The sequence below is a fragment of the Ruegeria sp. AD11(2025) genome (assembly GCF_056542405.1).
This window is the reverse complement of the sequence record NZ_JBQFZU010000002.1, coordinates 218965-237538: the sequence shown is the minus strand read 5'-3', so window position 1 is coordinate 237538 and position 18574 is coordinate 218965. Positions and strand designations below refer to the sequence as shown.

Sequence of the window (18574 nt, the reverse complement as noted above, 5' to 3'; positions counted from 1 at the left end):
CATTCGGGGCCGGACCGTTAGGCTGGGCCATGCGCTTTGTCCTCTTGTGCCTGAGCCTGACGCTCTCTGCCAGTCCCTCTTGGTCGCAGGAGGCATTGGGTCTGGCCGCTCCGGCCGAGGTAAAAGACTCTGGTCTGTTGCAACATATCCTTCCGCGCTTCTCTCTCAAGACCGGGATACGCGTTATTGCAGATGATGCGGGCGTTTTGGTGCTGGAAACCGCGCCACCGGGCGATCCGGTCTTTGCCCGCGACGGCGTGGTCTATCACCTGCGGATCGGAGACAACGCCAGACACGAACGGTTCCGCGACTGGCTGTTGTCCGATATCGGCAAGAACACGGTTGAGAGCTTTATCCCGGAACAGGGCGCGCCTTTCTCTACCCGTTTCGAGTCCACGGCGACACAAGCCGACCCGGTAATCGATGGCGACACCGCCCTCGGTGAGAAACTGTCGATGACCCATTGCGGACGATGCCACGTAATCGGGCCAAAGAACCGCATGAACGGGTTGGGCTCGACACCCTCTTTTGCCGTGCTGCGCGCGATGCCCGACTGGTCGGAACGGTTCGAGGCGTTCTTTGCGCTGAACCCACATCCTGCCTTCACTCAGATCGACGGACTGACCCCGCCTTTCGATCCCGCACGCCCCTCGCCCATTCATCCGGTCGAGATGACCGTGCAAGAGCTGGACGCCATCCTGGCTTTCGTCTCGGTCATCAAGGCAGCCGATCTGGGCGCGCCACTACAACTTCAGTGATCCTTGCGTTTTGAGAAATAGTCCTCGGTCGTGATCACCTTGGGCTTTGGGTTTGACTGAAACGGGTTGTCCTGCTGCTGGAACTGCGCGTTCACACGGCAATTGTCGCACATCTGGATCATCCGGGCCTTGTCCGAGGTCGCAAACATCGGATGTGTGCCCGAGAGTTTCTCCATTATCCGCTCGACCGTGGATTTCACACCGAACAAAGCACCGCATTCGACACAGGCGAACGGCTCTTCTTCGTTCAGCACTTGCTGCGACAGCGCAGCGTCACTGAGATCGAGTTGCGGAACCAGATTAATCGCATCTTCGGGACAAATACTTCTGCACAATCCGCATTGAAGGCAAGCATCCTGCTGGAAGTTCAACTGCGGCTTGTCGGGGTTATCAACCAAAGCACCCGACGGGCAGAGCGAAACGCAACTAAGGCACAACGTGCAGGCATCCGTATTCACTGCCACGGCCCCGTAAGGCGCGTTTTCGGGCAACGGCAACGGAGTCTCCGCCTGCGGATTCAGCGCCTGCGCCGATAGTCGCGCGATTTGTCTGCGGTTGCCCAAGGGCAGCACCGGATTGGCCGGAGGTGGCGGGACTTTCTGCGCGTATAGCAAATCCACCATCGCGTCCGGGCCGGCCTCATCTATCAGCTCCATCTTACCCGGCCCGGAAATCGCCTGCGCCAGTTCAAGTTCCCGGACCAGCGCGTCGCGTTCGGTGGCCGGAGCCAGCAGCACATCGACCCGGGCAAAGCCGTGCGCCAGTGCGGCCAACATCTCGGCATGGCCAAAGCCCGAGATCACGTTCAATTCCAACGGAATGACATCTGCAGGAAGGCCGCGACCGAACCGGGCGGCCAGCCGGATCATCTTGGCCCCGTGGGCGTCATGCACCAACAACCGGGGAGCGGTGCCCCCTGCACGCCGATAAGTGCGCGCAAGAATGTGCATCCGTGACAACAGGGCTGAAACCGGCGGGTCCTCGTAGGTGATCGCCGTTGACGGGCACACCGACGCGCATTCGCCGCACCCGGCGCAGATCATTGGATCTATAGTCACATGCTCACCAGCTGGAGTGATCGCACCTGTTGGGCAGATATCCAGACAGTTGGTGCAGGCCACCTGTTCGGCGCGGGAATGGGCGCAGAGCGTCTCTTCCATTCGCACATAAAGCGGTTTCTCGAACGTCCCGACCAGTTGCACCGCCTCGAATGCGAGGCGCTCGACAGCGACCATATCCTTGGGGTCGGCACGCAAGTACCCTTCACGCTTGGCAGGGGCTTGCACAAACGGTGTTCCCCCGGTCAGGTCGATCACGATGTCACAGGCCGATTTCGCTCCGTCCCGAGGTTCGGACCATGTAAACGCACCGCGCCCGCCGGGTTCGATCTGCTGCAGGGCGTCCAGCCGTAGCGAGAACCCTCCGAGCGCGCCGGTCAAAGACCGCATCTGCCCGCGCACCACGTCAAAGGCCCGCGAGATCGGCTGGGCGTCATCGGTGACCATCACCGTAACCGCCAGCGTGGTCGCCAGACGTTCGGCCAGATCAAAACACAACTCACCCGGTCCGATGATGATGCATGTACCCTCACTGAACACATCCACACTGGACGTGATCGGCTGCGGCAGCAACGCTTCCGCAGCCAGTGCGGCCATCTTGGGCGTGGCGTCCTCACCCTGCTCGGACCACCCGGCACGGTCGCGCAGATCGAAAAAGCCCGGCGTTTCTATATTCAACTCTTCGGCAAGCGCGCTGAACACCTCCTGTTCCTGACCACAGGCAATCACGACTTCCCCGTCCTGCATCAGCGATGCTGCGGCTTCCAACTCAGCGGTGCACAGGGCCGTGTGAACCTTGGAACACTCTGCTTTGCAGGTGGACGCGATTTTCTCGGCGTTCAGGTTTTGTGTCCCTGCACAGTCGCATAACAGAAATTTTGTGCCCATAGCCACCCCTCCCGGACGTCTCCCCATCTCGGGATCAGATTAGGGTGTATGCAAAAAGTGGCAATCCCTGCAGACCAAACTACTTTCGGCATTAGGCCGGTGAAATGGCTCAGACTCATAAACAAACGGTGATCGCGTCCGTGGCCAAAAAGTTCAGGCTTGGCAGAAAGCTAACTTGTGTACCATAGTAGACGCAGTGGAAGGTAGGGGAGAGCCTTCCGGGGAGGACTAAGTGGCGAAGGCCGCAAGCCAGATTGAAATGCCAATCGGCGTCGTCGTGCGCAAAACACCCGGTGTCACCCGCTGGGCGAAGTGGAACTGGCGCGCCGTTGCAGTGTTGCCCGGTGCGGGGCCTGCCGATTGGCAGGAACTGCGCCGCGAAGGCGAGGCTGTGGAGTATCACGCCGCTACCCTCCCCCTGACCCTCTGGGTTGATGAAACCGAGGCCTACATGGTCAACCTCTCCGACGGTCAGCCCTCAATCTACTTGGTTCTGCGTGACGCGCTGGATGGTGAACGCCCGATGGATGCGGTGCTTGTCACTGCATCTCCATTCGAAGGGCAGGACTACGCAGATACCGGCGAAGAGATTGTCGAGAAGATTCCGATGACCGAAGGGCTAATCGCATGGGTCCGGGATTTCGCTCTGGAACATCACCGCGACGAGATTTTCGTCAAACGCCGCCGTGACAAGAAACGCACCGATCTGGTCGAGGACGGCAAAGGAGATGCGCGTATCCGTCAGGACTCGGATGTCTACCGCGCCCCGCGGAGGATCGTGCAATGACGCAGGCCCGCGATTTCTGGTCCCGTCGCAAAGCGGCAGTGCAGGCCGAAGCCGAAGCCGAGGTCATCGCGGTTGAAGAACAGGTACTTGCTACCCAGCAAGCCGAGCTGGAGCAGAAATCCGATGCCGAGATTCTGGCCGAGTTCAATTTGCCCGACCCGGACGAATTGCAGGCAGGCGATGATGTCTCAGGCTTCATGGCCAAGGCAGTTCCCGACCGTCTGCGCCGTCGCGCATTGCGGAGGCTGTGGCGACTGAACCCGGTGCTGGCCAATGTGGATGGGCTGGTTGATTATGGCGAGGATTTTACCGACGCGGCTTGCGTGATCGAAAACATCCCCACTGCCTATCAGGTCGGAAAGGGCATGTTGGCCCATATCGAGGCACTGGCGGCACAAGCCGAAGAGATCGAGCCAGAATGCCTCACTGAGGAACCGGAACCAGAGGTGGTCGAGGAGCCAACGCCTGAACCGGTCGTCATGGCAGAGCCTGAAGACCTTGAAGAAGTTGATATGCCCCCCACCCCGCGCCGCATGAAATTTGAGTTCGAAGGATAGCCCCATGACCGCAGGCAACGCGCAACAAATGGATGTTTCGGCCGAAGATCGCCTGCGCGCGGATTTCTACAATTTTCTTGGGCTGCTGTTGGCGGTTCCGCCGGATCAGATGTTGCTGGATCAGGTGGCCAGTCTGACTGGAGATGGTACCGACTTGGGTCAGGCCATTCAGGCGATGGCGCGCGTGGCCAAGGTCACGAAGCCTGCCGCAGCCGAGCGGGAGTTCAACGCCTTGTTCATCGGGCTGGGGCGTGGTGAATTACTGCCTTATGCTAGTTTTTACCTGACCGGGTTCCTAAACGAAAAACCACTAGCCCAACTGCGCAACGACATGGCTGCACGCGGAATTACGCGGGCACAGAACGTATTCGAACCCGAGGACAATATCGCATCGTTGATGGAGATGATGGCGGGCATGATCGTTGGCCGTTTCGGCACTCCTGCCTCTCTGGAGGAACAGAAAGCGTTCTGGAACAAGCATATCGGCCCCTGGGCCATGCATTTCTATTCGGATTTGGAAGCTGCCGATGCATCGGTTCTTTATGCTTCGGTCGGCACGGCCGGACGGGTATTCATGGAGATCGAGCGCGAGGCATTCCGAATGACGACAGCGTGAAGCGCTGTCATTCGCCAACGTCTTTAGGGGCGTTAAACTGCAATTGGGAAAGGAGGATCCCATGAGCAAGACCAAGGAAGAAGGCGCCACACGCCGCGACTTCCTCAAACTGGCCGGAACGGCAGCGCCCGCTGCCGTCGCCGCCGCCAGCCTGAGCGGTCAAGCCGAAGCAGCCGAGCTGCCCACGGATGAAACCCGCATGCAGGACACAGCGCATACCCGCGCTTACCTGGACAGCGCGCGCTTCTAAGCCGCCTCGACTGCGCCCGGTTCTCTGACCGGACGATGTCACCTACCCGACGGACGGTTGCGATTGGCCCTGATGTCGGCACTCACAGTACCAAGCCAGCCATGGCTTACATGGCGAGCAAGGGAGGAAACCAATGCTAAGGAAAAAGACCAACGGGGTTGCGAGACGCCCCCAGCGGACAAGTATCCTGTCCCAGGTCGGCGAAAAAACCGTCGATCGCCGCGCATTCCTGCGTGGCTCGGGCCTGACGATCGGCGGCCTCGCCGCGATCAGCGCCACGGGTGGAACCGTGACGCCTGCCAGCGCCCAGACAGCCGCAAACCAGGCCGTTGAGAATATCAAATCCGTATGCACCCACTGCTCGGTCGGCTGTACAGTCGTCGCCGAAGTGCAGAATGGCGTCTGGATCGGGCAAGAGCCCGGTTGGGACAGCCCGTTCAATTTGGGAGCACATTGCGCCAAGGGAGCCTCGGTCCGCGAGCACGCCCACGGCGAACGTCGCCTCAAATATCCGATGAAAAAGGAAGGCGGCGAGTGGAAGCGCATCAGCTGGGAAGAGGCGATCAACGAGATCGGCGACGGTATGATGAGCATCCGCGAAGAATCCGGGCCGGACAGCGTGTACTGGCTGGGTTCTGCGAAACATAACAACGAACAGGCCTACCTGTTCCGCAAGTTCGCCGCCTATTGGGGCACGAACAACGTGGATCATCAGGCCCGTATTTGCCACTCAACCACCGTTGCGGGTGTTGCGAACACATGGGGCTACGGCGCCATGACCAATTCGTACAACGACATCCATAACTCGCGGGCCATCTTCATCATTGGCGGCAACCCGGCCGAGGCACACCCCGTCTCGCTGCTGCATGTTCTGCGCGCGAAAGAGCAGAATAACGCCCCGCTGATCGTCTGCGACCCGCGCTTTACGCGCACGGCGGCGCATGCGGATGAATATGTCCGTTTCCGTCCCGGCACCGACGTTGCTCTGGTCTGGGGTATTCTGTGGCATATCTTCGATAACGGCTGGGAGGACAAAGAGTTCATCCGAACCCGGGTCTGGGGCATGGACCAGATTCGTGAAGAAGTTGCCAAGTGGAACCCGGACGAGGTCGAGCGCGTCACCGGCACTCCCGGTTCGCAGTTGCGCCGCGTGGCCCGCACCATGGCCAACAACCGTCCTGGTACGGTGATCTGGTGTATGGGTGGTACTCAGCACACCAACGGCAACAACAACACCCGCGCCTACTGCGTGCTTCAACTTGCGCTTGGCAACATGGGCACCTCGGGTGGTGGCACCAACATCTTCCGCGGCCATGACAACGTGCAGGGCGCGACGGACCTTGGTGTTCTGTCCCACACCCTGCCCGGCTATTACGGTCTGTCCAAAGGGGCATGGGGTCATTGGGGTCGTGTCTGGGGTGAAGATTCCGAATGGCTGGCGGGTCAGTTCGCCACGATCAAGGACAAGGAAGGCAAGGACAAACCGCTACAGAACGAGCGCGGCATCCCGGTCTCGCGCTGGATCGACGGTGTTCTGGAAGATCCGGCCAACATGGATCAGGACAACAACGTCCGCGCCATGGTTCTGTGGGGTCACGCTCCGAACTCGCAAACACGGGGGCCGGAGATGAAGACGGCGATGGAGAAGCTGGACATGCTGGTCGTAATCGACCCGTATCCCACCGTTTCCGCCGTTTTGCATGACCGAACCGATGGCGTCTATCTGTTGCCCGCCTGTACGCAGTTCGAAACCCGTGGCTCAGTCACAGCGTCGAACCGCTCGCTGCAATGGCGCGACAAGGTGGTTGATCCGCTGTTCGAAAGCTTGCCGGACGAAGTCATCATGGCCAAGTTCGCCAACAAGTTCGGCTGGGCGGATCGATTCTTCCGCAATATCGAGATGGAAGACCCGGAAACCCCGAATGTTGAAAGCATCACGCGTGAGTTCAACAAGGGCCTCTGGACCATCGGCTATACTGGTCAGTCGCCGGAACGTCTGAAAAGCCACATGGCCAACCAGCACACGTTCGACAGAACCACGCTGCAAGCCATTGGTGGACCAAACGACGGCGAGTATTATGGTCTGCCCTGGCCTTGCTGGGGAACGCCGGAAATGGGTCATACGGGGACACCGAATCTCTATGATATGTCCAAACCGGTGGCCGAAGGCGGCCTGACTTTCCGCGCCCGTTTTGGCGTGGAACGCGATGGTGACAACCTGCTGGCCGAAGGGGTCTATAGCGCCGGGTCGGAAATTCAGGATGGTTATCCAGAATTCACGATGCAGATGCTGATGGACCTTGGTTGGGACGGTGATCTGACCGCCGAGGAACGCGCGGCCATTGACGCCGTTGCGGGGCCAGAGACCAACTGGAAAACCGACCTGTCAGGCGGTATCCAGCGGGTCGCGATCAAGCATGGCTGTGCGCCCTTCGGGAACGCAAAGGCCCGCGCGGTCGTCTGGACCTTCCCGGATCCGATCCCACTGCATCGCGAGCCGCTCTATACGAACCGGCGCGATCTGGTGGAGGACTATCCGACCTACGAGGACCGTCAGGCATACCGCCTGCCCACCCTTTATGCTTCGATACAAAAGAACGACTTTTCAAAGGATTACCCAATAATCCTGACATCAGGTCGTCTGGTCGAATATGAAGGCGGCGGTGATGAGACGCGGTCAAATCCGTGGCTGGCTGAGCTGCAGCAAGACATGTTCGTCGAGATCAATCCCCGCGACGCCAACAACCTTGGTATCCGTGACGGGCAACAGGTCTGGGTCGAAGGTCCCGAAGGCGGCAAGGTCAAGGTGATGGCGATGCTGACCAACAGGGTCGGTGCCGGGGTGGCTTTCATGCCGTTCCACTTTGGCGGCCATTTCCAGGGTCAGGACTTGCGGGAGAAATACCCCGCAGGTGCCGATCCCTACGTTCTGGGTGAAAGTTCAAACACCGCCCAGACCTATGGCTATGACTCGGTAACCCAGATGCAGGAGACCAAAGCGACTCTCTGCAAAATCTCGGCAGCGTAAGGAGGACGATAATGGCTAGAGCAAAGTTTCTCTGCGACGCTGAACGCTGCATCGAGTGCAACGCCTGCGTCACCGCGTGCAAGAACGAGCACGAGGTCCCATGGGGCATCAACCGCCGCAGGGTGGTGACGATCAACGACGGCAATCCGGGCGAACGCTCGATCTCGGTTGCCTGCATGCATTGCTCGGATGCGCCCTGTATGGCGGTGTGCCCGGTCGACTGCTTCTATCAGAACGAAGAAGGGGTCGTCCTGCACTCCAAGGACCTGTGCATCGGTTGCGGTTATTGCTTCTACGCGTGCCCGTTCGGTGCGCCACAATATCCGCAGGCGGGCAACTTCGGATCGCGCGGCAAGATGGACAAATGTACCTTCTGCGCTGGTGGTCCCGAGGAAACGCACTCGACCGCAGAGTTCGCCAAATACGGTCGCAACCGGATCGCCGAGGGCAAACTGCCCCTCTGCGCCGAAATGTGTTCCACCAAGGCCCTGCTCGCCGGAGACGGTGATGTGGTCTCGGCTATTTACCGCGAGCGAGTTGTTGCACGCGGATTTGGCTCGGGCGCATGGGGTTGGGGCACGGCCTACGACCAAAAAGACGGTTAACTCCGTTCAAAAATGGCGGCTCCGCGGTGTCAGCCACGGGGTCGCCTAAGCCCGGTCACAACCTGTTGGCCGAGCATATGTAGGCGTGACGTGTCCGAGAGGAACCTTCTATGACTTCAGATGTTTATTGGTTGCTGAAACTCGACCTGCAGGCAAATCAGGATGTCACATTCGATGCGCTGACGGCTGAAATGGTAGAGGCAACACTGAAGGAAAGCGGCGCAAAATCCTATGAATGGCATCGCAGCGGATCGGCTGTTCACATCTTTGAACGTTACGCCAGTTCCGATGACGCGATGATCCATATGCAGAACTTCGGGGCAAATTTCGCCGATCGTTTTCTAGCAATTCTAACACCGACCCAGTTAGACGTTTACGGACCCGCAAAAGAAGACCTGCGCGCAGCGCTTACACCCGTTGGTGCGACTTTTCACAAGCAAGTCGGCGGCTTTGACCGGTAAACACGAACGACACAGGAGATTCGACAGATGCGCCTGATCCAAATGCTGCTGATCCCCCTTTTTCTTGCAAGTTTCGCCTGGGCTCAGGAAAATGTGGACATCCCTCAGGAATCTGACCGCAGCACGACCGGCGGCGCAACCACTTTGGAAGACATTCTGGCCCGCCAACGGGGTGAAAAGGTCGACAATAGCTACCGCTCGGATAACACCGGACAGGGGAATGCCGAGGGCCTTTTAGGGCAACTGGGTACACGCGGCGTGGCCTCTGACAGCGATGTTTACCGCGCCATACGTTATGGCTCGGCCGATACCACCGTTTCGTCCAAAGGACCCGCAGCGGGGGTTCTGATTCAGGATGGCGGTATGTGGTGGCTGAACTTCCGCACTGGGCCGCTGCGTGAATATGGAACCTATATTCTTGGCGGGATGATCGCCATCATCGCTTTGTTCTTCCTGATCCGCGGGAAAATTCGCATAGACGGAGAAAAGACCGGCCGCACAGTCACCCGTTTCAATGGCCTTGAACGCTTCGGACACTGGCTGTTCGCCGGATCTTTCCTGGTGCTTGGGGTAACTGGACTGCTGACCCTCTATGGCCGGGATTTCCTGATCCCGATCTTCGGGAAAGAAGGTTTCGCGACCATCGCACAAGGCTGCAAATGGCTGCACAACAATTTGGCCTGGTCCTTTATGCTGGGACTGATCATCGTCACCGTGAACTGGATCGCCCATAACATCCCCAACCGGACTGACCTGAAATGGCTGGCAGCCGGGGGAGGCTTGTTCACCAAGGGCAGCCACCCGCCTGCCAGGAAATTCAACGCGGGCCAAAAGGTTATCTTCTGGGCGTGCATCCTGCTGGGCGTTTCGATCAGCCTGTCGGGCCTGTCTCTGCTCTTCCCGTTCGAGCTGCCTATGTTTGCCAAGACTTTCGAGATCGCCAACTCCACCGGTATTCCTCAGATGCTGGGTCTGAACCTGCCAACGCAGATGTCACCACAAGAAGAGATGCAGTATGCACAGGTGTGGCACGTGATGGTCGCCTATGTATTCATCGCCATCATCATCGCCCATATCTACCTCGGCTCGGTCGGCATGGAAGGCGCGTTCGATGCGATGGGCTCGGGCGAGGTCGAAGAGCAATGGGCGCGCGAGCATCACTCGCTGTGGCTGGAAGAGGTGCAGGAAAAAGAGGCTGGCAAGGCTGCGGCCTCACCCGCCGAATAGATGCGCTGGCTGGCTCTGGCACTGGCGCTGGTTCCCCTGCCCGCCTTGGCCGAGTTTTTCACGCTCAAGGGCCACGGTGGGCCGATCATGGGGATCGCCGCTGCGCCCGACGGGCGGATCGCCACGGCCAGTTTCGACAATTCCGTTGGTCTTTGGTCGGACCGCACGCCCGAATGGCTGGAGGGGCACGAGGCCGCCGTCAACTCTGTCGCCTTCAACGGGCGCGCGATCTATTCTGCCGGAGATGACTTCACTCTGCGCCGCTGGCCGGGCGGAGAGATTGTCGGCCAGCACAAGGGCAAGATCGTGGGGCTTGCGGCCTCGAAAACACACGTGGCTACTGCCAGCTGGGACGGTACGATTGGTCTGTGGCCCGAGGATGGATCGGCCCCGAAAGTGCTTGAGGCGGACAGCGGCGTGAACGCCGTGACGTTCTCCCCGGATGGCGCGACGCTGTATTCGGCAGACATGGACGGAACGCTGAGGGCCTGGGATGTAGCCACCGGGCAGGAAATCCAGCGACTGGTCGAACATGGGTTTGGTATTAACGAACTGGTTCTGAACGACCAAGACAACTGGATCGCTTATGGCGCCGTGGATGGCGTCACGCGCATTCTGGACCTGATTACCGGAGATGTGCGGGACTTTACGCTCGACCGCCGCCCTATTCTGGCCCTGGCGCTGAACCCAGATCGCAGCCTGTTGGCTGTGGGCGATGGTCAGGGCTACATCATGGTGATCGACACCGCCGAATGGCGTATCGCGCAGGATTTCCGCGCCACCCTGCGCGGGCCAGTCTGGGCGCTGGCCTTTTCGCCCGACGGCCAGAACCTGCACGCAGGCGGTCTTGATGAGGCGATGTACAGCTGGCCCGTCACCGCGCTTGGCGACCAGACGCAGATGGCCGCCGCCGAACCCAGCTTTCTGAAAAACCCTGATGAGATGAGCAACGGAGAGCGACAGTTCGCCCGCAAATGCTCGATCTGCCACAGCCTGACGCCCGACGGGCAACGGCGCGCTGGTCCAACCCTGCATGGCATCTTTGGCCGCAAGGCTGGCACGCTGCCGGGATATTTCTACTCGGACACGCTGCAAGACTCTGATATCATTTGGAATGACGAAACGATAAACGCCCTTTTCCATCAGGGGCCAGACCACTACATACCGGGGTCAAAAATGCCGATGCAGCGGATCACGCAGGCCAGCGACCGGGACGACCTGATCACTTTTCTGCGCCGTGCGACAGCACCGGAAAACGGAACCGGAGGAGACCAATGAAAGCCTTTCTTGCCGCTGTGGCCGCAATGGTCGTAATCACCGTCGCCGCGCCCTTCACATTGCAACAGATCGGGTTCAGCGCCGCTGACGCGGGCTCTGGTGCGGCGGTGCGGCTCGACTGAATGTCCGAATATCTGACGACCAAAGAACTGGCCGACCTGCTGCGCATTGGTGAGCGCAAGGCTTATGATCTGGCTTCCTCCGGCGAGGTGCCCTGCGTCCGCGCCATGGGCAAACTGTTGTTTCCCCGGGCCGAGGTCATCGCGTGGCTGAACGCCTCTCGATCCGGACCACAGGTGGCCGAACCGCCCCTGCCCCCTATTGTCGCCGGTAGCCACGATCCGCTGCTTGACTGGGCCTTGCGCGAAAGCGGTTCGGGACTGGCCACCTATTACGACGGTTCGTTCGATGGCCTGAATCGCCTGAAGGATCGCAGCGCACAAGCCGCCGCATTGCATATACACGAAGACGACGGGTTCAACACACAAGCCCTGCGTGACACGCTGGGTGAAGCCCCGGTTGTTCTGTACGAGATAGCACACAGACAGCGCGGGTTGCTGCTGGCCCCCGGTGTGACCGGTATCTCTGGCTTTGCAGACCTGAAGGGTCGCCGAGTGATCCTGCGTCAGGACAGTGCCGCAAGCCAACGGCTGTTCGACACACAACTCGAGATCCATGGCCTGTCGCGCGAGGACCTGGACGCCCTGCCCACGTGCGCCCGCACCGAAGAGGAATTGGCCATAGCCCTGCATGACGGCAAGGCCGAGGTCGGGTTCGGCCTGGGCGCATTGGCGGGTTTCTATGATCTGAGTTTTACCCCAACCCATTCCGAACGCCTGGACCTTGCGATCTGGCGGCGGGCCTATTTCGATGACCCGATGCTCAAACTGCTTGGGTTCGTGCAATCGGACCGCTTTACTACCCGCGCCACCGAATTCGGTGGGTATGATCTGTCCGGTCTGGGCACGGTCCACCACAATGGCGCAAGCGGTTAGCCTCGGTCACTTGGCGTTGGGAAAGAATAGCTGCTCACCATCAAACTTGTATGACTCTATTGCCGCCTGCCCGTCCGGGCCGATCAGCCAGTCGATGAACCTCTGCCCGGCGGCCGCCCGCACGCGCGGGTGCTTTTCTGGGTTCACAAGGATAACGCCATACTGATTGAACAAGCGCGGATCACCTTCTACCAGAACCTCAAGGTTGCCTTTATTCCCAAAGGACTGCCAAGTCGCACGATCTGTCAGGACATAGGCGTCCATCCCGCTGGCCACATTCAAGGTCGCACCCATACCCGAGCCCGTCTCACGATACCACTCGCCCGAGGCCTTGGTCGGATCAGTTTCCGCTACTCCCCACAAGCGCATCTCGGCCTTGTGGGTTCCGCTATCATCACCACGTGACGCAAATGGCACCTCGGCCTCGGCCACGGCACTCAGAGCCGCTACGATATCTGTGCCACCTTTCACCTTTGCAGGGTCCGATGTTGGCCCGACGAGGACAAAATCGTTGTACATCACGTCAAACCGCTCAACGCCCCAACCATCAGCGACGAACTGCTCCTCGGCCTGTTTTGCGTGCACCAGCAACACATCACCATCGCCGTTGACCGCGTTTCGGATCGCCTGACCGGTGCCAACCGCAACGACACGTACGTCGATGCCTGTCTCGGCCTCAAACCCCGGCAGGATGTAATCCAACAGGCCCGAGTTCTGGGTCGATGTTGTCGATTGCACGACGATAAACGGTTCTTCGGCGCTGACTGACGTTGCGGTCAGGCCAATAGTTACCAATGCTGCCCGAACAATATTCCGGATCATTTCGATCTCCATATTTTTTTGATTAAGTCACCAGCCCACCAGCCAAATACCGGCGTGAGGCGTCGCTTTCAGGGGTATCAAGTATCTGTTTGGCCGCCCCATGTTCAACCACATGGCCACCCTGCATCATTACGATATCGGCGGCCAACCGCCGAGCCTGCCCGATGTCATGTGTGACCATGACGATGCGCACTCCGCAGGTCGAGGCGCGCAGGACCATCTGTTCGATCATCTGCGTCGCGTTTGGATCCAGCGCGCTGGTGGGTTCGTCCAGGAACAGCGTTTCAGGATCCAAAGCAAGGGCGCGCAAGATGGCCAGCCGCTGTGCCTCGCCCCCGGAAAGGGACCGCGCTGATTGCCGGGCTTTACCGTCCAGCCCACCTTCGGCCAGCAGCTCTTCGATACGGGCTTTACGGTCGCTTCGGGGCAGACCTTGCCGCTTTAAAACAAAGTCCAGATTGGCCGCAACCGACCTGCGCAACAACACGGGTTGTTGAAAAACCATCGCCTGCCGCGCCTTGTGTTCGGCGTTCAGGGCCACCTCATCCTGTCTGACCTGCCCGCGGTCAGGCACGATCAGCCCGTGCAGGCAACGCAGCAGAAGACTTTTACCGGACCCGTTCGGCCCAAGGATCAGGGTCGGCCCCGGCCCATCAAGCGCCAGGTGCGGCACGTCCAGCAGTACCTTGCCTTTGCGGGTGATCCGCACTCCATCCACCGACAGGCAGCTAGCCATTTCCGAAACCAGATCACGCATGGCGCAACCCCTCCTGCTCGGCCCGCAGGCTAAGCGAGCTGACTATGGCGTTAACCGCTACGGCAATTCCAATCAGGATGGCGCCAAGCGCCAATGCCAGCGCCAGATTGCCCTTGGATGTCTCAAGAGCGATGGTCGTGGTCATCACCCGGGTCACATGGTTGATATTGCCGCCGACGATGATTACCGCCCCGACCTCCGCAATCGCGCGGCCAAACCCGGCAAGCAGTGCAGTCACCAGCGCCAACCGCGCATCCCACAGCAGCACCGGTACCGAGGCCAGCCGGGACACGCCCAGCGAACGCAGCTGTTCCGAGTACTCCTCGGCCAGCATCTCGACCACTTGCCGGGTCAGCGCCGCGATGATTGGCGTGACAAGAACCACCTGCGCTATGATCATCGCGGTCGGCGTGTAAAGCAGCTCAAGAACACCTAACGGCCCCGTGCGCGACAGCATCAGATAGACCAGCAAACCCACAACAACCGGCGGGAACCCCATCAAGGCGTTCATCAGCACTATCAGCGCCCGCCGCCCCGGAAAACGCGCGACCGCCAGCGCGGCCCCCACGGGCATACCAATCAGAGCCGAAATCAGGACCGCAAAGATTGAAACTTTCAAGGACAACAGCACAATCGCCCACAGCTCTGCATCCCCTTGGAGGATCAAAGACAAGGCTGAACTGAATTCTGATGCAAATCCCTGCATTTTATTCCTGTATTTCGACTAATCGTATGAATTGCACCTGATTTCAGGATAATACTAACCTGCCTACGCACCAAGTACAGACACGATTCCGACATCTGAAAAAGAAAACGCGGCCCCGATTGGGACCGCGCATGTTTCCGGATTGGGGCTGGATTAATTCAGAGCAGCATCCGTGATCTGATGCGTCCAGGCACCCTCGGGTTGCTTGGTAATCACCGGATCAGACCCACCGGCCAGCAATGTGCCCACCGTGCGCTCGAAATCCGCCGGGTCCAGCGCACCGTTCGAACCGGCGGTCAGCTTGGCGATCTCGCCCATCATGCGCTTCTGATGCTCTTCGGTCTGGGCACCGGTGGCATCATTCTCCAGCACGATATCGGCGGCTTCGTCCGGGTGTTCCTCTGCATATTTCCAGCCTTTCATCGAAGCGCGAACAAAGCGCTCCATCTTGTCAGCGAAAGCTGCGTCGCTGAGGTTTTCTTCCAAAACATACAGACCGTCTTCCAGCGTGGCGACGCCCTGATCTTCATATTTGAAGGTCACCAGTTCGTCCGGGCTGACACCAGCGTCAATTACCTGCCAGTACTCGTTATAGGTCATCGTGCTGATACAATCGGCCTGACGCTGCAGCAGCGGGTCAACGTTGAAGCCCTGTTTTAGAACCTCGACCCCGCTTTCGCTTTTGCCACCGGTGTCGATGCCCAGCTGGCTCATCCAGCTCATGAAGGGAAATTCGTTGCCAAAGAACCAAACGCCCAGCGTGCGGTTCTTCAGATCCTCGGGTGAGGAGATCCCGGCGTCTTTCCAGCAGGTCAGCATCATGCCTGAGCTTTTGAACGGCTGCGCGATATTGACCAGCGGCAGACCCTTTTCGCGCGCGGCCAGAGCGGCAGGCATCCACTCAACAGTCACATCGGCGCCGCCACCCGCGATCACCTGCGTCGGGGCAATGTCGGGGCCACCCGGCAAAATGGTAACGTCCAGCCCCTCTTCTTCGTAGAACCCCTTGTCCTTAGCCACGTAATAGCCCGCAAACTGTGCCTGCGTGACCCATTTGAGCTGCAAGGTCACCTCATCCGCCGCAAGCGCCGCGCTGGCTGCCAGACTGAAAGCGGCGACCGCCCCGCTGAGTAGCTTGTTCATCTTCATATCTCCTGGTTGTTGTTGGTGCCCCGTTTTCGGGGTCTGTTGAAGTCTTGTTATCCGCGTTGTGACGGGTGCCAAAAGGTCACCGCCTTTTCGATCATTGCGACAACCCCATAGAACGCCGTCCCAGCCAATGCGGCCACGACGATCTCGGCCCAAACCATATCCAGCGAGAGTTGCCCGACACTGGTTGAGATCCGGAACCCCATACCCAGGGTTGGCGAACCAAAGAACTCGGCCACGATAGCGCCGATCAGGGCCAGAGTGGTAGAAATCTTCAGGCCATTGAAAATAAACGGCATCGCCGCCGGTAGACGGAGTTTCATAAAGCTCTGCCAATAGGTCGCCGCATAGGTCTCCATCAGGTCGCGTTGCATGGCCGTAGCCTCTCGCAACCCCGCCACGGTGTTCACCAGCATCGGGAAGAAAACCATCACCACGACCACGGCAGCCTTGGAGTGCCAGTCGAATCCGAACCACATCACCAGAATGGGCGCCGTGCCCACAATCGGCAGCGCCGCTACGAAGTTCCCGACCGGCAGCAACCCAAGGCGCAGGAAATCCCAGCGGTCTACGGCAATCGCCATCAAAAAAGCCGCTCCGCAGCCAATGATGTAGCCACTGAGCGCGCCTTTGATGATGGTCTGCACGAAGTCGGCCCAAAGGACTGGCAGACTGCCACCAAAGCGCACCGCGATCACCGAGGGGGCTGGCAAGATGACCAACGGCACTTCAAGCCCGCGCACCACCAGTTCCCAAATGCCGATCACGGTCAGACCGAATACCAGCGGTGCCACGAACCGCACCATCCGCGTATCGGCATAAGGACCGCTGGCCAGACGCCCATTCATCCACCAGCCGAACAGCCACAATAGGATTCCACAGAAAACAAGGATCATTGCGCCATCCCCATCCGCTTGAGAACCATCCGCTCAATTAATCCCAGCAATCCGACCAGACAGGCCGCCAAAATGGCTGCGGCAAACAAGGCCGACCAGATTTGCACCGTCTGACCGTAATAGCTGCCCGCCAGCAGGCGCGCTCCCAATCCAGCAACCGCACCCGTCGGCAACTCACCAACGATGGCCCCGACCAGAGAGGCCGCGATGCCAATCTTCAGCGAGGTGAACAGGTACGGCATCGACGCCGGCAAGCGCAGCTTCCAGAACCCTTGCGACCTACTGGCATTATAGGTGCGCAACAGGTCCAGCTGCATCGCATCCGGGCTGCGCAGGCCTTTGACCATGCCGACCACGACCGGGAAGAAACTCAGATAGGCCGAGATGATCGCTTTGGGGATGATCCCTTGAATGCCGACCGAATACAAAACCACGATGATCATCGGCGCCAAAGCGATGATTGGAATGGTCTGGCTGACAATGGCCCAAGGCATAACCGAAAGATCCATTACCCGGCTGTGCACGATCCCGACGGCCAACAGGATGCCCAGCCCGGTACCAATCGCAAAGCCCAGCATCGTCGCGCTGAGTGTTACCCAAGAATGATAGATCAACGACCTCTTCGAGGTGATCTTCTTCTCGACTGTTGTGTCCCATAACTCCTCAGCCACCTGATGCGGAGCGGGCAGACGAGGTCGGTCCTGCTCCCAAGTTTCGTCGATGGCGTAAGGGTTGTCGATGACCAGCTCAAACTCGCTCATGTCGCGCCGATCAACCGCCTTGGGTGGATCGACCTGCTCACCTGCTCGTTCGAATTCGTTCAGAACGCCCTTGATATTCATCGGCACGCTGGCGGCGTACCAGAACAGGATAATGACGGCCACAACGGTCAAGACGGCCAATACAGCTCTGATCCCTGCGCTAGTCATCCGAATGCCCCGCCCGCAAGCCCTCGCGCACGCGATGGGCTACTTCGATAAACTCTGGAGTATCGCGGATATCCAAAGGACGCTCTTTCGGCAGAGGGCTGTCGATCACATCCGTAATCCGCCCCGGACGCGGGCTCATGACTACGATCTTAGTGCTGAGGTACACCGCCTCGGGGATCGAGTGCGTTACGAAACCGATGGTCTTTTCAGTCCGTGCCCAAAGTGCCAGAAGCTGTTCATTCAGGTGGTCGCGCACGATTTCGTCCAGAGCGCCGAAAGGTTCGTCCATCAGCAGGATATCGGCATCAAAGGCCAACGCCCGGGCAATACTTGCGCGCTGCTGCATCCCACCCGACAGCTGCCATGGAAACTTGCCGCCAAACCCTTCAAGGTCAACGAGTTCCAGGACCTTCTTTACCCGCTCTTCCTGCTCGGCTGCAGAATAGCCCATGATCTCAAGCGGTAATTTGACATTCTTGGAAATCGTGCGCCAAGGGTACAGGCCAGCTGCCTGAAACACGTACCCATAGGCCCGGTTCCGCCGTGCCTCATCCGGGGTCATGCCGTTGACGGTCAGGGCACCGCCTGTCGGTGTCTCCAGCGCCGCGATACAGCGCAAAAAGGTGGTTTTGCCGCAGCCCGAGGGGCCGATAAAGCTGACGAACTCGCCCTTGTCGATTGTCAGATTCACGTCTTTCAACGCGTGAACCGGTCCGTCATTGGTTTGGAAAGTAAGATCCAGTTGCCTTGCCTCGATCACGGGCTGGGTAGTGCTTTCAGTATTCATTCCATTGCCTTGAAAAGGTT

The 18574-nt window shown here is 59.3% G+C and carries 20 protein-coding genes; 12 read left to right on the top strand and 8 right to left on the bottom strand.

Annotated features, from left to right (window positions below):
* The first annotated feature begins 29 nt into the window (after window positions 1–29).
* Window positions 30–758, top strand: a complete 729-nt coding sequence (locus tag ACR1XY_RS03010) for a c-type cytochrome (RefSeq protein WP_480589708.1) — start codon at window positions 30–32, stop codon at window positions 756–758.
* Here the strand turns inward: ACR1XY_RS03010 and ACR1XY_RS03005 are convergent.
* A complete protein-coding gene (locus tag ACR1XY_RS03005; RefSeq protein WP_480589707.1) occupies window positions 752–2704 on the bottom strand; it encodes a 4Fe-4S binding protein in 1953 nt (650 codons plus the stop codon). The genes ACR1XY_RS03010 and ACR1XY_RS03005 overlap by 7 nt on opposite strands.
* Before the next feature lie 232 nt (window positions 2705–2936).
* On the opposite strand from ACR1XY_RS03005, the gene ACR1XY_RS03000 reads away from it, so the two are divergent.
* The 11 genes from ACR1XY_RS03000 to ACR1XY_RS02950 all read left to right on the top strand — a co-directional run bounded on the left by ACR1XY_RS03000 (window position 2937) and on the right by ACR1XY_RS02950 (window position 12508).
* Window positions 2937–3491 carry a DUF3305 domain-containing protein gene (locus tag ACR1XY_RS03000; protein WP_480589706.1) on the top strand — a complete coding sequence of 185 codons (555 nt, stop codon included), beginning with the start codon at window positions 2937–2939 and terminating at the stop codon, window positions 3489–3491.
* Window positions 3488–4048: a DUF3306 domain-containing protein gene (locus ACR1XY_RS02995; RefSeq protein ID WP_480589705.1), complete on the top strand. Its 561-nt coding sequence runs from the start codon at window positions 3488–3490 to the stop codon at window positions 4046–4048. Before ACR1XY_RS03000 ends, ACR1XY_RS02995 begins: the two co-directional genes overlap by 4 nt.
* A 4-nt stretch (window positions 4049–4052) precedes the next feature.
* Window positions 4053–4664: a TorD/DmsD family molecular chaperone gene (locus ACR1XY_RS02990; protein ID WP_480589704.1), complete on the top strand. Its 612-nt coding sequence runs from the start codon at window positions 4053–4055 to the stop codon at window positions 4662–4664.
* Between the two features lie 61 nt (window positions 4665–4725).
* A complete protein-coding gene (locus ACR1XY_RS02985; RefSeq protein WP_142634359.1) occupies window positions 4726–4914 on the top strand; it encodes a ubiquinol-cytochrome c reductase iron-sulfur subunit N-terminal domain-containing protein in 189 nt (62 codons plus the stop codon).
* Between the two features lie 133 nt (window positions 4915–5047).
* On the top strand, window positions 5048–7942 hold the full coding sequence (locus tag ACR1XY_RS02980) for a formate dehydrogenase subunit alpha (RefSeq protein WP_480589703.1): 2895 nt from the start codon (window positions 5048–5050) through the stop codon (window positions 7940–7942).
* Window positions 7943–7953: 11 nt separating this feature from the next.
* Complete coding sequence (gene fdh3B / locus ACR1XY_RS02975; RefSeq protein ID WP_170324620.1) at window positions 7954–8547, top strand: formate dehydrogenase FDH3 subunit beta; 594 nt, start codon at window positions 7954–7956, stop codon at window positions 8545–8547.
* 110 nt (window positions 8548–8657) lie between these two features.
* Window positions 8658–9008 (top strand): putative quinol monooxygenase, encoded by a 351-nt coding sequence (locus tag ACR1XY_RS02970; protein ID WP_480589702.1) that lies wholly within the window; start codon window positions 8658–8660, stop codon window positions 9006–9008.
* Between the two features lie 27 nt (window positions 9009–9035).
* The gene (locus tag ACR1XY_RS02965; RefSeq protein WP_480589701.1) at window positions 9036–10235 is read left to right on the top strand and encodes a formate dehydrogenase subunit gamma; all 1200 of its coding nucleotides are present in this window, start codon (window positions 9036–9038) and stop codon (window positions 10233–10235) included.
* On the top strand, window positions 10236–11513 hold the full coding sequence (locus tag ACR1XY_RS02960) for a c-type cytochrome (RefSeq protein WP_480589700.1): 1278 nt from the start codon (window positions 10236–10238) through the stop codon (window positions 11511–11513).
* Window positions 11510–11635 (top strand): hypothetical protein, encoded by a 126-nt coding sequence (locus ACR1XY_RS02955; protein ID WP_302478164.1) that lies wholly within the window; start codon window positions 11510–11512, stop codon window positions 11633–11635. Before ACR1XY_RS02960 ends, ACR1XY_RS02955 begins: the two co-directional genes overlap by 4 nt.
* Window positions 11636–12508 carry a substrate-binding domain-containing protein gene (locus ACR1XY_RS02950; protein ID WP_480589699.1) on the top strand — a complete coding sequence of 291 codons (873 nt, stop codon included), beginning with the start codon at window positions 11636–11638 and terminating at the stop codon, window positions 12506–12508.
* A gap of 6 nt (window positions 12509–12514) precedes the next feature.
* Here the strand turns inward: ACR1XY_RS02950 and ACR1XY_RS02945 are convergent, their stop codons facing one another.
* The 7 genes from ACR1XY_RS02945 to ACR1XY_RS02915 form a co-directional block, all read right to left on the bottom strand.
* Window positions 12515–13330 carry an ABC transporter substrate-binding protein gene (locus ACR1XY_RS02945; RefSeq protein WP_480589698.1) on the bottom strand — a complete coding sequence of 272 codons (816 nt, stop codon included), beginning with the start codon at window positions 13328–13330 and terminating at the stop codon, window positions 12515–12517.
* A gap of 22 nt (window positions 13331–13352) precedes the next feature.
* Window positions 13353–14087: an ATP-binding cassette domain-containing protein gene (locus ACR1XY_RS02940; protein WP_480589697.1), complete on the bottom strand. Its 735-nt coding sequence runs from the start codon at window positions 14085–14087 to the stop codon at window positions 13353–13355.
* Complete coding sequence (locus ACR1XY_RS02935; protein WP_480589696.1) at window positions 14080–14793, bottom strand: ABC transporter permease; 714 nt, start codon at window positions 14791–14793, stop codon at window positions 14080–14082. Before ACR1XY_RS02935 ends, ACR1XY_RS02940 begins: the two co-directional genes overlap by 8 nt.
* A 153-nt stretch (window positions 14794–14946) precedes the next feature.
* Window positions 14947–15936, bottom strand: coding sequence for an ABC transporter substrate-binding protein (locus ACR1XY_RS02930; protein ID WP_480589695.1), 990 nt, complete (start codon window positions 15934–15936; stop codon window positions 14947–14949).
* A 56-nt stretch (window positions 15937–15992) separates the two neighbouring features.
* Entirely contained in the window at window positions 15993–16838 is an 846-nt protein-coding gene (locus ACR1XY_RS02925) for an ABC transporter permease (RefSeq protein WP_480589694.1), read from the bottom strand.
* The gene (locus tag ACR1XY_RS02920) at window positions 16835–17767 is read right to left on the bottom strand and encodes an ABC transporter permease (RefSeq protein ID WP_480589693.1); all 933 of its coding nucleotides are present in this window, start codon (window positions 17765–17767) and stop codon (window positions 16835–16837) included. The genes ACR1XY_RS02925 and ACR1XY_RS02920 overlap by 4 nt, the downstream gene beginning before the upstream one ends.
* Window positions 17760–18554: an ABC transporter ATP-binding protein gene (locus tag ACR1XY_RS02915; protein ID WP_480589692.1), complete on the bottom strand. Its 795-nt coding sequence runs from the start codon at window positions 18552–18554 to the stop codon at window positions 17760–17762. Before ACR1XY_RS02915 ends, ACR1XY_RS02920 begins: the two co-directional genes overlap by 8 nt.
* Window positions 18555–18574 lie beyond the last annotated feature (20 nt).

Coding starts and splice junctions, on each gene's coding strand:
- ACR1XY_RS02915 (WP_480589692.1), bottom strand. CDS start 18,554: ATGAATACTGAAAGCACTACCCAGCCCGTGATCGAGGCAAGGCAACTG.
- ACR1XY_RS02935 (WP_480589696.1), bottom strand. CDS start 14,793: ATGCAGGGATTTGCATCAGAATTCAGTTCAGCCTTGTCTTTGATCCTC.
- ACR1XY_RS02955 (WP_302478164.1), top strand. CDS start 11,510: ATGAAAGCCTTTCTTGCCGCTGTGGCCGCAATGGTCGTAATCACCGTC.
- fdh3B (WP_170324620.1), top strand. CDS start 7,954: ATGGCTAGAGCAAAGTTTCTCTGCGACGCTGAACGCTGCATCGAGTGC.
- ACR1XY_RS02980 (WP_480589703.1), top strand. CDS start 5,048: ATGCTAAGGAAAAAGACCAACGGGGTTGCGAGACGCCCCCAGCGGACA.
- ACR1XY_RS02985 (WP_142634359.1), top strand. CDS start 4,726: ATGAGCAAGACCAAGGAAGAAGGCGCCACACGCCGCGACTTCCTCAAA.
- ACR1XY_RS02990 (WP_480589704.1), top strand. CDS start 4,053: ATGACCGCAGGCAACGCGCAACAAATGGATGTTTCGGCCGAAGATCGC.
- ACR1XY_RS02930 (WP_480589695.1), bottom strand. CDS start 15,936: ATGAACAAGCTACTCAGCGGGGCGGTCGCCGCTTTCAGTCTGGCAGCC.
- ACR1XY_RS02940 (WP_480589697.1), bottom strand. CDS start 14,087: ATGCGTGATCTGGTTTCGGAAATGGCTAGCTGCCTGTCGGTGGATGGA.
- ACR1XY_RS03005 (WP_480589707.1), bottom strand. CDS start 2,704: ATGGGCACAAAATTTCTGTTATGCGACTGTGCAGGGACACAAAACCTG.
- ACR1XY_RS02960 (WP_480589700.1), top strand. CDS start 10,236: ATGCGCTGGCTGGCTCTGGCACTGGCGCTGGTTCCCCTGCCCGCCTTG.
- ACR1XY_RS03010 (WP_480589708.1), top strand. CDS start 30: ATGCGCTTTGTCCTCTTGTGCCTGAGCCTGACGCTCTCTGCCAGTCCC.
- ACR1XY_RS02995 (WP_480589705.1), top strand. CDS start 3,488: ATGACGCAGGCCCGCGATTTCTGGTCCCGTCGCAAAGCGGCAGTGCAG.
- ACR1XY_RS02945 (WP_480589698.1), bottom strand. CDS start 13,330: ATGATCCGGAATATTGTTCGGGCAGCATTGGTAACTATTGGCCTGACC.
- ACR1XY_RS02925 (WP_480589694.1), bottom strand. CDS start 16,838: ATGATCCTTGTTTTCTGTGGAATCCTATTGTGGCTGTTCGGCTGGTGG.
- ACR1XY_RS02950 (WP_480589699.1), top strand. CDS start 11,636: ATGTCCGAATATCTGACGACCAAAGAACTGGCCGACCTGCTGCGCATT.
- ACR1XY_RS02965 (WP_480589701.1), top strand. CDS start 9,036: ATGCGCCTGATCCAAATGCTGCTGATCCCCCTTTTTCTTGCAAGTTTC.
- ACR1XY_RS02970 (WP_480589702.1), top strand. CDS start 8,658: ATGACTTCAGATGTTTATTGGTTGCTGAAACTCGACCTGCAGGCAAAT.
- ACR1XY_RS02920 (WP_480589693.1), bottom strand. CDS start 17,767: ATGACTAGCGCAGGGATCAGAGCTGTATTGGCCGTCTTGACCGTTGTG.